Here is a 14,524-nt window from a genome sequence, read left to right as displayed (position 1 = left end):
CCTTTACCCGCCGCCGCCGCACGCCTATGCACAGGGCCCGGAACCCCAGCAATCAGGCCGCCGAGATGACAGATGAGCCAACGCCCGACCGCTTTACCCGCTCGCATGGGCGCAAGTCGATCTCGGCCAACCTGAAACCACAGGCCCTGCTGACGCCGACACCCGATCTGGTCCGCGCCTGGAAGGCCCAGGTGATCACCCTGTTCCCCGAGGCGTTCCCCGGCGTGCTTGACCTGTCGCTGACCGGGCGGGCGCTTCAGGACGGGTTGTGGCAACTGGATGCCATCGACCTGCGCCCCTTTGGCGAAGGGCGACACCGAAATGTCGACGACACGCCCTCGGGCGGCGGCGCCGGAATGGTGCTGCGCCCCGACATCATGGGCCGTGCCATCGACCACGCCCGCGCGCGGATCTCTTCCGAGGCACCGCTGATCTATCTCTCGCCCCGCGGCCGCCCCTTTACCCAGGCAATGGCGCAGGACCTGGCCACCAAACCCGGCGTCACTCTGATCTGCGGCCGGTTCGAGGGCATGGACCAGCGTGTCATTGATCACTACGGCATCACCGAAGTCTCGATGGGTGATTTTGTCCTGACCGGCGGAGAAATTCCGGCTCTGGCGCTGCTCGATGCCACCCTGCGGTTGATCCCCGGCGTGCTGGGCAATGCGGCCTCGACGCAGGAGGAATCCTTTTCGGACGGGCTGCTGGAGCATCCGCAATATACCAAACCCGCTTCGTGGCTGGGCCACGAGATCCCGCCGGTCCTTCTCTCGGGCAACCACGGAGAAATCGCCCGCTGGCGGCAGGAACAGTCCGAGGCACTGACCCGGGACCGCCGCCCGGACCTGTGGGCCAAGCGCAGGTAAACCCAAGGGCCGGGGCCGCCGATACCGCGCACCGGGCAGGCACCTGACAGGCGCGCCACCTGGTGATGCCGGACAGACGCCTGACGCAGCACGGCCCTGGCAAAACATACCCGGACCATCTGGTGACACGGCCCCACGGCACCGCGTCAAACACCTTGATCTTGCATCCCACATCTGCTTTACCCCGCCCATTCCGGTCCGCGCCCGACTCATTGCTGCCTCGTCTCCTTCGGACGGATCTGCTGCAGGCGTCACCAAGGGCGCAAAGGCCGGAATGTGAAACAACGACGACCTGATCTCTGGCGGGCGCATTTGCGGACCCGGACGAAGACCAAGAGCTCTGAGGACGCGCACACCTTTGCGGGCATAACCGCAAGCAGCATAGGAGATGATCAGATGAACCTGATCGAACAACTGGAGGCGGAACAGATCGCCTCCCTCGGGAAGACCATTCCTGACTTCAAGGCCGGCGACACCGTCCGCGTCGGCTACAAGGTGACCGAAGGCACCCGCACCCGTGTGCAGAACTACGAAGGCGTCTGCATCGCGCGCAACAACGGCCACGGCATTGCCGGTTCGTTCACCGTCCGCAAGATTTCCTTTGGCGAAGGCGTGGAACGTGTGTTCCCGCTGTTCTCGACCAACATCGACACGATCGAAGTGGTCCGCCGTGGCAAGGTCCGTCGCGCCAAGCTGTACTACCTGCGCGCGCGTCGTGGCAAATCCGCCCGCATCGCCGAAGTCGCAAACTACAAGGCGCCCAAGGGCGCCCAGGCATAAGGATCGGACCGATGAGAAAAGACATTCACCCCGATTACCACGTCATCGACGTCAAGATGACCGACGGCACCATCTTTCAGATGCGCACCACCTGGGGCAAGGAAGGCGACACCATGACGCTGGACATCGACCCGACCGTGCACCCGGCCTGGACCGGTGGCTCTTCGCGCCTCATGGACGCCGGCGGCCGCGTGTCGAAGTTCAAGAAAAAGTACGAAGGCCTGGGCTTCTGAGCTCACGCCTTTGGCGCAAGACCAGAACGCCGCCCCCCGGGGCGGCGTTTTTCGTGGCGCAGATTGGCGCTCAGTCCAGCAGCGCGAACCGCGCCTTCAGCAGTGCTTCGGCATATTCATCTTCGGCCGTGCTGTCGTAGACGATGCCGCCGCCGACATTCAGCCGCGCGGTGCCGTCCGCAAAACAGGCCACTGTGCGGATCGCCACGTTGAACGACATCGCCCCGTCCGGCGCGATCCACCCGATCGCCCCGCAATAGGCATCCCGTGCCGCCCCCTCCAGGCCGCGCAGTATCTGCATCGCCCGGATCTTGGGTGCGCCTGTGATCGACCCGCAGGGAAACAGCGCCGCAAAGATCTCGGCCAGCCCGACGTCACCGCGCAGCTGCGCCACCACCACCGACACCATCTGGTGCAGTGTCGCATAGGTCTCGACTTCGAACAGCTGCGGAACCTGCACGCTGCCGACCTCGGCGATCCGGCTCATGTCATTGCGCAGCAGATCCACGATCATCAGATTTTCGGCCCGGTTCTTTTCTGAACCGCGCAGCCACGCCACCCTCTCGGCGTCCGCCGCCGCACCTTCGCCGCGCGCCACGGTGCCCTTCATCGGCCGCGCCTGCATGCGCCCCGCCGCATTCAGGGCAAAAAACAGCTCGGGCGAGCGGGACAGCAGCACCGGGCCACCCAGATCCACCAGCGCCCCGTGCGGCGCCGCCTGCCGCGACCGCAACCGCGCATACAGCGCCTCGACAGAGCCGGACCACCGCGCCCGCATCGGGAAGGTCAGATTGGCCTGGTAGATCTCGCCCCGCGCGATGTCGTCGTGCAGCGCCCGGAAGGCAGCCGCATAATCGTCAAACGACCACTCGGGCTCGGGCGCACTCAGCCCCGCGGCGCCCGTGTCCAGCGTCCCATCCTCCGATGGCGCCGCGAACACCCCGAACAACAGCAGAGGCATCTCGCGGGCCGCAGGCAGCAAGGGCCGCAGTTTGGCCGAAAACACATAGCCCAGCTCGTAGGATCCATAGCCCGCCAGCCACAGCCCCTGCGCCTGCGCCGCCTGCATCTGCGCCAGGGCGCCGGGCACCTCATCGGGCACGTCCGCACGGATCAGCCGCAGCGGCGCGCGGAACGCGGTGCCGCCCAGCAGCGGACCGGTGTCAAAGATCACCCGGTGTTCAGCCATGCGACTCTCTCCCGGTGCACGTGGTCGTGTTTCAGATGTCCGCCGCAATACGCAGATCACGCAGCGGGCGGACCAGGTCGATGGATTTCTGGTACAGCGGATCCGCCTTGTAGGCCGCCATCGCCTCGGCCGAGTCGAACTCGGCGTAGACCACCACATCCACCTCGCTTGACAGCGCGTCGGACTGGGTGTTGCGCTGCACTTCGAAAAAGCTCGAATGCGGGATCTGCGCCAGCAGCGACAGGCCCTCGACGATTCGGGGAATGTCGGCCTTGTCGCGGGCGGAGAAGAAGACGATGTGGCGAAGGGTCGGTCTCTGTGTCACGTGTATGTCCGTCGTCTGAGGTGTCCGGCCAGGACGGGCCGGGGATCCGCGCGAAACAACCACAGACTTGGGCAAGGGGCAACGGGGCGGATCGGCGCGGGTGCGGCGATCTGAACGGCAGTCCTTCGGATTTCCGCCAATGGCATGAGCATGCCGCCGGTGTCGCGCAGTGATCGCCGGAAGTTGTCGGCAAAAGGACCGTCCGTATCTGGCCCCCTAATAGCCCCGGCCAACCGGTCCCCCGGGGTCAGAGCCTCGGCCACTCGCCAAATCCGCGCCGTCCGGAAATCATCCGGACAGCCTCTGCGCTCCTGCCGGGGTCTGCGGCAGGCACGACACAAACCGCAAGTGTCAACCCGTCGAGTCTTTTCAGGGGGGATCACACCAGATACGGTATCCGCAAATGCACCACAGACAAACATGTGGGCTAGGATCAAGGGTAAACCAGTGGCACATATCATCGTTGTCGGGAACGAAAAGGGCGGCGCGGGCAAGTCCACCGTCTCAATGCATATCTCCACCGCCCTGGCCCGTCTTGGCCACCGCGTCGGGACGCTGGACCTGGACCTGCGCCAGCGCACCATGGGACGCTATACCGATAACCGCTCGAAGTTCCTCGCCTCGCAGAATCTCGATCTGCCGAGCCCGACCTATATGGAACTGCCCGAAGTCGACCCCGCTGCCTTGCAGCCAGGCGAAAATGCCTATGACCACCGCCTGTCGGCCGCCGTCGCGCAGCTCGAGCAGTCCTCGGACTTCATCCTCATCGACTGCCCCGGCTCGCACACCCGTCTGAGCCAGGTCGCGCATTCGCTGGCGGACACGCTGGTTACGCCGCTGAACGACAGCTTTGTCGACTTTGACCTTCTGGCGCATGTGGACGCCAGCGGCGACAAGATTCAGGGCCCTTCGGTTTATTCTGAAATGGTGTGGAATGCCCGGCAGTTACGGGCGCAGGCTGGGTTGCAGCCGATCGACTGGATCGTGCTGCGCAACCGGCTTGGTGCCCAGAACATGGTCAACAAGATGAAGATGGAAAAGGCGTTGGAGCGGTTGGCCAAGCGCATAGGGTTTCGCATCGCGCCGGGCTTTAACGAACGTGTGGTGTTCCGCGAACTGTTTCCGCGCGGCCTGACCCTGCTGGATCTCAAGGACCTTGGCGTGAAGCAGCTCAACATCTCGAATGTCGCCGCGCGTCAGGAGTTGCGCGATTTGATCAAGTCCCTGAACCTGCCCGGCGTGACGGTCAAGTTCTGACGGGCGCGTGCAGCGCCCCTGCCCCGAAGGGCTGATGACCCATCTCACGCAAAGGAAACCCGATGGCCGCGCCGATCAATCGTTTCAAAGCCTCGCTTGCAGAGGGCCGACGCAGCATCGGCTGCTGGATGGGGTTGTGTGACCCCTATGCAGCCGAAGCCACGGCACGGGCCGGGTTCGACTGGGTTCTGATCGACGGCGAACACGCGCCGAACGACCTGGCGGCCATTGCCCGCCAGCTTCAGGTGCTGGAACCGCATACATCGCCTGTTGTCCGGTTGCCGATGGGGGAACCCTGGCTGATCAAGCAGGTATTGGACGCCGGCGCCCAGTCACTGTTGATTCCAATGGTCAATTCTGCCGAAGAAGCACGGGCGCTGGTGCGCGCCGTGCGCTATCCGCCGCATGGCATCCGGGGGGTTGGCCACGCATTGGGGCGCGCTTCGGGCTTTGGGACCGTCGAGGATTATGCCGCCACCGCTAACGACCAGATCTGCCTGATCGTGCAGATCGAAACCCGCGCAGGTCTGGCGGCACTGGATGACATCCTGCTGGTCGATGGCGTAGACGGTGTGTTTGTCGGCCCCGCCGACCTCGCCGCGGATCTGGGCCATCTGGCCACGCCCAAAGCGCCGGAAATGCAGGACCTTGTGGCACAGACACTGGGGCGGATTGCGGCGTCGGACAAGGCCGCCGGGATCATCGACTTTTCCGATGATGCGCTGGCGCGGCATTTCAAAGACGGCGCCCAGTTCGTGGCCGTCGGTGCTGACGTCGTATTTCTGGCGCGGGGCCTGATGGCGCTGGCGCAGAAATGGCAGGATCATATCGCCTGACGGCGGGATCTTAGCAAAATCTTAAAGAACGTCCTGCTCTACTCGCGGCATGAAACTTGTGTTCCTGCTGGCCCTGACCCTGCTGATGGCGTGCAACACCGGGGGCCCCGGGTTCCGCGGGATTGTGCCGGTCGAACGGCAGGTGGACGGCAGCCGGTTCCTGTTGCGCGTCAACGGCCCGCTGGTCGAAGCGATCCGCATCAACCCCGAAGCCTTTCCCGCGTTTCACGACATCGTCCGAAAGGCCGGTATCGCTGCACAGGAGGTGACCGGCTGCACCCCACAATGGGCGCGAGGTGACCCGGCACTGGTGGTCCTGGGCCTGGCTTGCGAAGGTGCGCCTGCACCGCCCAAGCCGAGGCGCAGGGCCGGTTTCACGTGTAACATCCTTGACACCTATGCGACGCCGCCCCGCAGGCCGCGCGATCTGACGCTGGATTGTTACCGGGACTGAACAAGCGACTTTTCAAAAAACAGGCTGGCGGCACTCGCCGCATACTGCCCGAACGGGCCACTAGGGACAAAACCGTTTGCGCGGTAAAGACGCGCCGCCGCGTCCAGTCCGACACCGGTTTCCAGTCGCAGGACCTGCACCCCACCGGCGCAAGCCACCGCAAAAAGGTGGTCCAGCAGCGCTTGGCCGATTCCGCGTCCGCGCGCCGCAGGATCGACAAAGAACGACTTCACCTCTGCGCAACGCTCCCCTGTCCGGAGCGCGATGCAGCCAAGCGCCTGCCCGTCTTCCGCAGCAAGGAACAACGTGATATCCGGCGCGCACAACGCGTCGACATCCAGAAAATGGCTGTCTTCCGGGGCGTACAGACTGCGCATCAGCGCGTGGCTTTTCAGCAGCAGCGCCTCTGCCTGCGGATCACGCGGTGACGCGGGTTTAATCGTGACGGCCATATCGCCCCCTGCTGCGAAAAACCCGGCGATCCTGCCGGTTCCTGCCGCAAAGACAAGCTGGTAATTCCGCAATATCTTGTGGATAAAGAGGCGAGCCCAACCAGATGCGGCGCAAACCCGTTGACTTGACCGCGCGCCCCCCGGCACAGTGCGTGTCACCCAAGGAATCACAAGGCCCGCCCCCGTGCAGTTTTCAAAACTTCGACTGACCGGCTTCAAAAGCTTCGTGGACCCCACCGATCTCATCATCGCGGATGGGTTGACGGGGGTAGTCGGGCCGAATGGCTGCGGAAAGTCCAACCTGCTCGAGGCGTTGCGCTGGGTGATGGGGGAAAACCGCCCCACAGCCATGCGCGGCGGCGGGATGGAGGATGTGATCTTTGCCGGCGCCGCGTCGCGCAACGCCCGCAACTTTGCCGAAGTCTGCCTGACCATCGACAATTCAGAACGCCTCGCGCCGGCCGGGTTCAACGATCAGGACCAGCTCGACATCGTGCGCCGCATCACCCGGGATGTCGGCTCGGCCTACAAGGCCAATGGCAAGGACACCCGCGCCCGCGATGTGCAGATGCTGTTCGCCGATGCCTCCACCGGGTCACATTCGCCGGCGCTGGTGCGGCAGGGCCAGATCAGTGAGCTGATCAGTGCCAAGCCGAAGTCCCGGCGCCGCATTCTCGAGGAAGCGGCCGGCATTTCCGGGCTGTACCAGCGACGGCACGAAGCCGAGCTGAAGCTGAACAACACCGAGGCGAACTTGCTGCGGGTCGATGACGTGATCGAACAGCTCGCCGTGCAGCTGGCCACGCTGGCCAGGCAGGCGCGGCAGGCGGCCCGCTATCGTGCCATCGGCGCCGATCTGCGCCGGGCCGAGGGGCAGTTGCTCTATCGCCGCTGGCGGGACGCCGAAGAAGCCAGGCTGCTGGCCGAAGAGTCGCTGCGCAACAAGACCGCCGAGGCCGCCCGCGCCGAAACCGCCGCCAGGGACAGCGCAAAACTGCGCGCCGACAGCGACGAGGCGTTGCCACCGCTGCGCGAAGAAGAGGCCATTGCGTCGGCGATTCTGCAACGGCTCACCGTGCAGCGCGATTCCCTGAGCGAGCAGGAAAAGCGCGCCGCCGACACCATCGCCACCCTGCGCCGCCGCATCGACCAGATGACAAGCGACATGGGGCGCGAAACCGGCCTCAACCACGATGCCATCGAAACGATCGAACGGCTTGAATGGGAAGAGCGCGAACTGGCCAAGGCCGCAGAAGGTCATGACGAAAAACTGGCTGACGCCGCCGAGGCTGCCTCGGAAGCGGCGAGCGTTCTGCAGGAACGCGAAGGTGATCTGACCCGCCTGACAGAGGATGTCGCCCGACTGTCGGCGCGTTATCAGTCTGCCCACCGCCTGCTGTCGGACAGCCAGAAAACGTTGCAACGCAGCGAAGACGACGCCGCCCGCGCCCGGTCTGCGGCAACCGAAGCGCAGGGGATCGTGGCGGCGGCCGGGGCCACCATGGCCGAGGCCGAGAAAAAGGCCGCAGCAGCACAGGAAATGACGATCCGGGCGGAAAACCTGTTGGCCGAAGCCGAAACCGCCCGCGCCGACACCCAGGCCCGCGAGGCCGATGCCCGGGCCGAACGCTCCGAAGCCGAAGGCGAGGCCAACGCCCTGCGTGCCGAAGTCTCGGCCCTGGCCCGTCTGCTGGACCGGGACACCGCCGAAGGTGGCCAGATCCTCGACCGGCTTCAGGTGCAGCAAGGGTTTGAAAAGGCACTTGGCGCTGCGCTTGCCGACGATCTGCGCGCGCCGCAGGTCGATACCGACGGCCCCTCCGGCTGGGCGATCCTCCCGGCTTACGACGTATCGCAACCGCTGCCCCGAGGTGTAACCGCGCTGTCGCAGCACGTGTCGGTCCCGGAGGTGCTGGAGCGTCGGATGAGCCAGATCGGGCTTGTCGACGCGGACGAGGGCCCCCGCCTGCAGATCGCCTTGAAGCCGGGCCAGAGGCTGGTCAGCGTCGAGGGGGATCTCTGGCGCTGGGACGGCTTCCGCGCCTGGGCCGAAGATGCGCCTTCGGCGGCCGCCTTGCGCCTCGAGCAACTCAACCGGCTGGAAACACTCAAGCAGGAAATGACCCGTGCCACCGCGCGCATGGAAGGCGCACGCGGTGCTCACGAGTCTCTGACAGCCCGTCTTGCCGACCTCACCCGCGCCGACAAGGCCGCCAGAGAGGCGCGTCGCGAGGCGGACAGCGACCTGACCCAGGCGACCCGCGCGGTATCGCGTGCCGAAGCCGACCGCAACATGGCGGCAAGCCGTCTTGAGAGCCTTGGGCTTGCGGTATCCCGACACGAGGACGAAGCGACACAGTCCCGCAAACTGGTGATCGAAGCAGAGCGCGCCATCACCGAACTCGGCGACCTTGACGCCGCCCGCGGCGAGGTCGAAGACATCAAGATGACGGTCGAAGCCGCGCGCATGACCATGATGGCCCGCCGGTCCGCGCACGACGAACTGCGCCGCGACGGCGATGCACGCAAGGCCCGCGCCCAGCAGGTGACCAAGGACCTGAGCGGCTGGCGTCACCGGCTAGACACCGCCAAGTCCAGAAGCGCCGAACTGGCCGACCGCAAGGCCGCCGCCGAAAACGAGCTGGAACAGGCGGCGCGTGTCCCCGAAGAACTGGCCGAAAAGCGCGAAGACCTGAACGACGCCATCTCTGATGCCGAAACCCGGCGCGGCAGCGCCACCGAGGCTCTGGCATCCGCCGAAGTCGCCTTGCGTGACGCAATCGCTGCCGAACGGGAATCCGAGCGTGCGGCCTCGGATGCCCGCGAAGCCCGGGCCGCTGCGCAGGCACGCGCCGAAGCCGCGCGCGACACGGTCACACAGGCAACCCAGCGCATTGCCGACGATCAGGAGTGCACGCCGCAGACGCTGCTCAAGACACTTGCCGTCGACCCCGACGAGATGGCCGCCTCGGACGAGATCGAGGCGCAGGTGAACCTGCTGAAACGCCAGCGTGACGCCCTGGGGGCGGTCAACCTGCGCGCCGAAGAAGACGCCCGCGAAGTGCAGGAGGAACACGACACCCTCGTTTCCGAAAAGTCGGATCTTGAAGAGGCGATCAAAACCCTGCGCGCCGGGATCGCCAGCCTCAATCGCGAAGGACGCGAGCGTTTGCTCACGGCGTTCGAGCAGGTCAATTCCAACTTCCGCTTGTTGTTCACACATCTCTTCAACGGCGGCGAAGCGAACCTGGTGATGGTCGAATCCGACGACCCGCTGGAGGCCGGCCTCGAAATCCTCTGTCAGCCGCCGGGCAAGAAGCTGTCGACCCTGTCGTTGTTGTCCGGCGGCGAGCAGACGCTCACCGCCATGGCGCTGATCTTTGCGGTGTTCCTCGCCAACCCGGCGCCGATCTGCGTGCTCGACGAGGTCGACGCGCCGCTGGACGATGCCAACGTGACCCGTTTCTGCGACCTGCTCGATGAAATGTGCCGCCGCACCGACACCCGCTTCCTGATCATCACCCACCATGCGGTGACCATGAGCAGGATGGACCGGCTGTTTGGCGTGACCATGCAGGAACAGGGCGTGAGCCAGCTGGTTTCGGTCGATCTCAAACGGGCCGAAAAGATGGTGGCGTGACGCCGCGGCCGTTGTCGGCAGGATTTTCTTAACATTCCCGGGCTATGCCGGTGCATGGGCAGGGACAGCTCTCGCCAGCGCGATAGCCGGTGTCACAGCCCGTTCTGGTTGGTTGATTGGCATCGGAGAATTCATGGGTTTCTCTCCTATCGTAAGTGGGACCGGTCTCATCGGCTGGGAATTCCTGAACCGGACCCGCGAAAAGCAGCAGGCCGCTTTTGCCCAGTCGCCTTCGATCGCGCGCGACTCCACCCGGTTCGCCGAACAGATTCAAGGCGTTCAGACGTCAGAGCAATTGATGGACAACCACACGCTGTTGCGCGTGGCCCTTGGCGCCTTTGGCCTGGACGAAGATGTCAACAATCGCGCCTTCATCAAGCAGGTGCTCGATTCGGATTTGACCGACGGTGCGTCACTGGCGAACCGGTTGGCCGACAAACGCTATCTCCGTCTGGCCGAGGCTTTCAATTTCGCTGGCAGCGACGGGCCAAAAATCGGCGGCGCGGGCATCGAATCCGAACTCATCGCAAAGCTGGACAACCTCAGCAGCGCCGAGGATTTGCTTCTCGACCGGAAACTTCTGCGCGCAACCCTGGCGGGCTTCGGTCTCGACACCAATCTGAGCAATGCATATTTCCTGCAGCAGGTTCTGGAATCCGATCTTGCCGACCCTGCTTCGTTTGCCAACCGGCTGTCCGACAAACGCTATGTCGAATTGGCCAGGACTTTCGATTTTCACAGCAAATCGCAGGCAGGGGACGACCTTTACGGCTTTTCCCGAACCTTCACCGACAGGCTGGCCGACCTTGAAACAGCCGAGGATCTTCTGGACGATCCTGACCTGCTGGACAGCGCGCTGCGGATTTTCGGACTGGAAAAGGATTTTGCCAACCTGGACCGGCCGGATTTCCTGTTGAACGTCCTGAACTCTGATCCCTACGACGGAAATTCCTTCGCCACGCAGCTGGAGGACAAGCGCTATCTCGCCTTGTCCAATGCCTTTGGCTTTGGTGACTCCGGCACCGAAACCAGCAAAGCGGAAAAGTTGATCTCGCGGCTGAACGCCCGGACGGACACGGTGGAACAGGTTAGCGATCTGTTCAACGATATCGGTCTGACCCTGGCGGTCATGGACTTTTTCAACTTGCCGCAGGGCGAGGGCAAGATCACCCTTGCCCGGCGCATCGTTGGCGCGGACCGCAGCGATCCGAATGCCCTGATCAATGTCTATCCGGACCGGCGATACCACGCCTTTGCAAATGCATTCGATTTCAAGGAAAAGTCAGACACAAGAAGCTATTCGCAGGGCTTCGTCGCTGCGATCGTAGGCAGCTATCACGACCGGCAGTTCGAAAACGAAATCGGTGAAAGCGATACCAACATGCGCATTGCGCTGTCGATGGAACGCGATCTCAGTCTGTTGGTCGATCGCGGCGGCAGCGGCGATACCCAGTGGTTTTCGGTCATGGCTTCTGCGCCGCTGCGCTCCGTGTTCGAGACCGCCTTTGGCCTGCCGTCAAGCTTCGGGGCGCTGGATGTGGACCAGCAGCTTGTGGTGTTCAAGGACCGGTCCGAACGGATGTTCGGAACGGATCGGGTGGCGGATTTCGCGGACCCGGACATGCTGGACCAGCTCAGGCGTCGTTTTCTGCTGATCAGTGATCAGAACAGCGCGCAGTCCCTGTCGTCCGGCGGTGGTGTCGTACTTGCGCTGCTGTCAGGAGCCGCCGGCTGACCCCTGTCACAACTGCTGCAACAGGGCGGCGGTCGGCCAGGCGTCCGCCGGCAGACCCAGTTCGCGCTGCACGTCGCGCACTGCGGCGCGGGTCCCTGCCCCCAGAATTCCGTCGATCTTGCCGACGTCATAGCCCCGCGCCGCCAGTTTGCGCTGCAACTCCTGCATCTGGGCGGCGGTCAGACCGGGCTCTGGAGCACCCGCGTCGTAGATCTGTCCGCCGGCCAGCCGGTTCGCAAAATAGGCGGCCGTCAGGACATAGGTGAAACTTTGGTTCCATTCAAAATAGACGCGAAAATTAGGGTAGGCGATGAACGCCGGGCCATCCTTGCCCTCGGGCAAGAGTATGGACGCATCCAGAGTTTCCGTCAGGGTTCCAGAGCGTGCCCGCACCCCGAGCCCGGCCCACTCGGCGCCCGACTTCACGGTTTCAAGCCCGGTCAGGTACAGGTCCAGATCGCCAGGCAGCTCCACCTCTTGCAGCCAGGGTTCGCCCGCCCGCCAGCCCAGTCCCGAAAGCATCCGCGCGCCGGACAACAGCGCGTCGGGCGCCGACGTCTTGAGCGTCACACGCCCGTCACCATCCCCATCCACGCCATTGGTGAGAATGTCCTCGGGCAGCATCTGCACCATGCCGATTTCCCCGGCCCAGGCCCCCGTGGTGCGGGCCGGATCGAAGTCGCCGCGCTCGAACAGTTCGAGCGCCGAAAACACCTGTGGGCGAAAGAGCTCGGGCCGACGGCAGTCATGCGCCAAGGTAACCAGCGCATTCAAGGTGTTGAAATCCCCCTGGTAGGTTCCGTAATCGGTCTCGAACGCCCAGAAGGCGAGCAGGACACCGCGCGCTATGCCGTACTCGGATTCGATCCTGTCAAACACCGCGTTGTATTTCGCGGCCATGGCCCGCCCGCGTTCGATGCGGTCCTGACTGATCAGCTTGCGCGAAAATGCCACGAACCCGGATTGAAAGATGCCCTGCGAGCGATCCGCCTTCAGCACCGCCTGATCCTGGCGTACCGCACCAAAGAAGCTCTGTACCTGGCGCGCATCATGGCCACGTTCCACGGCCTCGGCGCGCAGGCCGTCGACAAACTCCGGAAAACCACCGCCACATTGCGCCGCAGCAGGGGCCGCTGCCAGGACGGTCAATGCCGTCGTCAGTGCCGCCAGTTGTCTCATCCAAGGCTCCCTGCCATGCCAATTTTGCGATCGACGGCAACCTAACATGCGGATTGTGCTGTACAACCGGGCGGAACCAGCGAATCATCGTTTTATTCAAGCAGCCGGACCGCGGTAACGGTGTTGTCACAATTGCGCGGTCCCTCGTTTTGTACAAATGTGTTAAACAAAGACTGGTGCCGACACTGGCGGACACCGAAACGGAGCATGCAGGTGACCGTTCTGATCGTCGAAAGCAGCACGGACCTTGGCTCAGTTTGGCTGCGCCACCTGCAACGTGCCGGTATGACCGCCATTCTGGTGACCGACGCGGAATCGGCCATGTCGCTCCTGCAGTCAGAGCCGATCCACGTCATCATTCTTGATCTTGTACTGGACCAGGGCAATGCCCTGACGGTCGCGGATTTTGCCAGCTTCCGGCAGCCCGACTGCCGGGTGATCTTTGTCACCAACACCACGTTCTTTTCCGACGGCTCGATCTTCCAGCTCTGCGCCAATGCCTGCGCCTTTGTGCCCAGCGCCACCAGGCCGGACGATCTGACGGCGATCGTCCAGCACCACGCCCCGCGCGCCTAACGCACCGCCATCCGGTCGCGCCCGTGCGGTGCCATCAGGTCAAGCTGCGGCCCGATCGGCACAATCCGGTGTGGATTGATCGTTTCGTGGCTGAAGTGGTAATGCCGCACGATATGTTCAAAATTCACGGTCGCCGCGACCCCCGGCCATTGATAGAGTTCGCGGGACCATGCCCAGAGGTTCGGATAATCGACAATGCGGCGGCGGTTGCATTTGAAGTGCCCGTGATAGACTTTGTCAAAGCGGATGATCGTGGTGAACAGCCGCCAATCCGCTTCGGTGAGTGTTGCCCCCAGCAGGTAGCGCCGCGTGGACAGAAGGTCTTCTATCCAGTCCAGCGTGTCGAACAGCGGCACAACCGCCTCGTCATAGGCATTCTGGCTGGTGGCAAACCCGGCCTTGTAGACCCCGTTGTTGAGGGTGTCGTAAATCCGGGCGTTTATCGGCTCGATCGCGGCGCGCAGCGCTTCGGGCCAATAGTCGGCGTCGTTGCCGGTGATGGCGTCGAACGCCGCGTTGAACATCCGGATGATCTCGGAACTCTCATTGGACACGATGGTCTCGCTGGCGCTGTCCCAGAGAATGGGGACGGTGACCCGGCCCGACACCTTCGGATCCGCGCGCAGATAGATGTCACGGGCGAATGGCAGCCCATAGAGCCTGTCCCCTGTTGCACCGGCAAAATCCGTGTCGAACGTCCACCCATCGCCGAGCATGTCGGGGTGCACGACCGACACCGGGATGTGGGGTTCCAGCCCCTTGAGACTGCGAAAGATCAGCGCCCTGTGCGCCCAGGGGCAGGCATAACTCACATACAGGTGATAGCGCCCCGACTGGGCCGCGAAACCGCCCGTTCCGCTCGGGCCCGCGCTGCCATCGGCGGTGATCCAGTTGCGGAATGCCGCCGTCGAGCGCACGAATTTGCCGCCGGACTTGGCGGTGTCATACCATTGGTCCAGCCATTTCCCGTCAACCAGAGCGCCCATGTCCGTCCTCCCGCTT

14 protein-coding genes are annotated in these 14,524 nt (G+C 63.9%); 9 read left to right on the top strand and 5 right to left on the bottom strand.

Annotated elements, in window-relative coordinates:
• Positions 1-65: 65 nt before the first annotated feature.
• The 3 genes from trmD to rpmE all read left to right on the top strand — a co-directional run bounded on the left by trmD (position 66) and on the right by rpmE (position 1,879).
• Entirely contained in the window at positions 66-866 is an 801-nt protein-coding gene (trmD, locus tag FOY53_RS01495; protein WP_146584957.1) for a tRNA (guanosine(37)-N1)-methyltransferase TrmD, read from the top strand.
• A gap of 396 nt (positions 867-1,262) precedes the next feature.
• Positions 1,263-1,646: a 50S ribosomal protein L19 gene (gene rplS, locus FOY53_RS01490; RefSeq protein ID WP_146584955.1), complete on the top strand. Its 384-nt coding sequence runs from the start codon at positions 1,263-1,265 to the stop codon at positions 1,644-1,646.
• 11 nt (positions 1,647-1,657) lie between these two features.
• Entirely contained in the window at positions 1,658-1,879 is a 222-nt protein-coding gene (gene rpmE, locus FOY53_RS01485) for a 50S ribosomal protein L31 (RefSeq protein WP_146584953.1), read from the top strand.
• A gap of 70 nt (positions 1,880-1,949) precedes the next feature.
• Here the strand turns inward: rpmE and FOY53_RS01480 are convergent, their stop codons facing one another.
• Together FOY53_RS01480 and FOY53_RS01475 are read right to left on the bottom strand one after the other, a co-directional pair.
• The gene (locus FOY53_RS01480) at positions 1,950-3,068 is read right to left on the bottom strand and encodes an aminodeoxychorismate synthase component I (protein ID WP_146584951.1); all 1,119 of its coding nucleotides are present in this window, start codon (positions 3,066-3,068) and stop codon (positions 1,950-1,952) included.
• Positions 3,069-3,099: 31 nt separating this feature from the next.
• Complete coding sequence (locus tag FOY53_RS01475) at positions 3,100-3,393, bottom strand: Dabb family protein (protein ID WP_146584949.1); 294 nt, start codon at positions 3,391-3,393, stop codon at positions 3,100-3,102.
• 447 nt (positions 3,394-3,840) lie between these two features.
• Here FOY53_RS01475 and FOY53_RS01470 point away from each other — a divergent pair, with 447 nt between their 5' ends.
• The 3 genes from FOY53_RS01470 to FOY53_RS01460 all read left to right on the top strand — a co-directional run bounded on the left by FOY53_RS01470 (position 3,841) and on the right by FOY53_RS01460 (position 5,940).
• Positions 3,841-4,650, top strand: coding sequence for a division plane positioning ATPase MipZ (locus FOY53_RS01470; protein WP_146584947.1), 810 nt, complete (start codon positions 3,841-3,843; stop codon positions 4,648-4,650).
• 62 nt (positions 4,651-4,712) lie between these two features.
• Positions 4,713-5,486, top strand: a complete 774-nt coding sequence (locus FOY53_RS01465) for an aldolase/citrate lyase family protein (RefSeq protein ID WP_146584945.1) — start codon at positions 4,713-4,715, stop codon at positions 5,484-5,486.
• Between the two features lie 49 nt (positions 5,487-5,535).
• Positions 5,536-5,940, top strand: a complete 405-nt coding sequence (locus FOY53_RS01460) for a hypothetical protein (RefSeq protein WP_146584943.1) — start codon at positions 5,536-5,538, stop codon at positions 5,938-5,940.
• Here FOY53_RS01460 and FOY53_RS01455 read toward each other — a convergent pair.
• Positions 5,928-6,641, bottom strand: coding sequence for a GNAT family N-acetyltransferase (locus FOY53_RS01455; RefSeq protein WP_342783935.1), 714 nt, complete (start codon positions 6,639-6,641; stop codon positions 5,928-5,930). The two genes, FOY53_RS01460 and FOY53_RS01455, sit on opposite strands and share 13 nt — an antisense overlap.
• Here FOY53_RS01455 and smc point away from each other — a divergent pair.
• Both smc and FOY53_RS01445 read left to right on the top strand, forming a co-directional pair.
• On the top strand, positions 6,577-10,032 hold the full coding sequence (smc, locus tag FOY53_RS01450) for a chromosome segregation protein SMC (protein ID WP_146584940.1): 3,456 nt from the start codon (positions 6,577-6,579) through the stop codon (positions 10,030-10,032). The two genes, FOY53_RS01455 and smc, sit on opposite strands and share 65 nt — an antisense overlap.
• A 133-nt stretch (positions 10,033-10,165) precedes the next feature.
• Positions 10,166-11,767: a DUF1217 domain-containing protein gene (locus FOY53_RS01445; protein ID WP_146584938.1), complete on the top strand. Its 1,602-nt coding sequence runs from the start codon at positions 10,166-10,168 to the stop codon at positions 11,765-11,767.
• A gap of 6 nt (positions 11,768-11,773) precedes the next feature.
• On the opposite strand, the gene FOY53_RS01440 is transcribed toward FOY53_RS01445, so the two are convergent.
• On the bottom strand, positions 11,774-12,946 hold the full coding sequence (locus FOY53_RS01440; RefSeq protein WP_146584936.1) for a lytic murein transglycosylase: 1,173 nt from the start codon (positions 12,944-12,946) through the stop codon (positions 11,774-11,776).
• A 213-nt stretch (positions 12,947-13,159) separates the two neighbouring features.
• Here FOY53_RS01440 and FOY53_RS01435 point away from each other — a divergent pair, with 213 nt between their 5' ends.
• Positions 13,160-13,522, top strand: coding sequence for a response regulator (locus FOY53_RS01435; protein ID WP_146584934.1), 363 nt, complete (start codon positions 13,160-13,162; stop codon positions 13,520-13,522).
• Here the strand turns inward: FOY53_RS01435 and FOY53_RS01430 are convergent.
• Positions 13,519-14,508, bottom strand: a complete 990-nt coding sequence (locus FOY53_RS01430) for a glutathione S-transferase family protein (RefSeq protein ID WP_146584932.1) — start codon at positions 14,506-14,508, stop codon at positions 13,519-13,521. The two genes, FOY53_RS01435 and FOY53_RS01430, sit on opposite strands and share 4 nt — an antisense overlap.
• Between the last annotated feature and the right edge of the window lie 16 nt (positions 14,509-14,524).

The sequence above is a fragment of the Puniceibacterium confluentis genome (assembly GCF_007923445.1).
Classification (GTDB): Bacteria; Pseudomonadota; Alphaproteobacteria; order Rhodobacterales; family Rhodobacteraceae; genus Puniceibacterium; species Puniceibacterium confluentis.
Note: the sequence above shows the minus strand (reverse complement) of the source record. Positions and strands in the feature narration are given on the sequence as shown.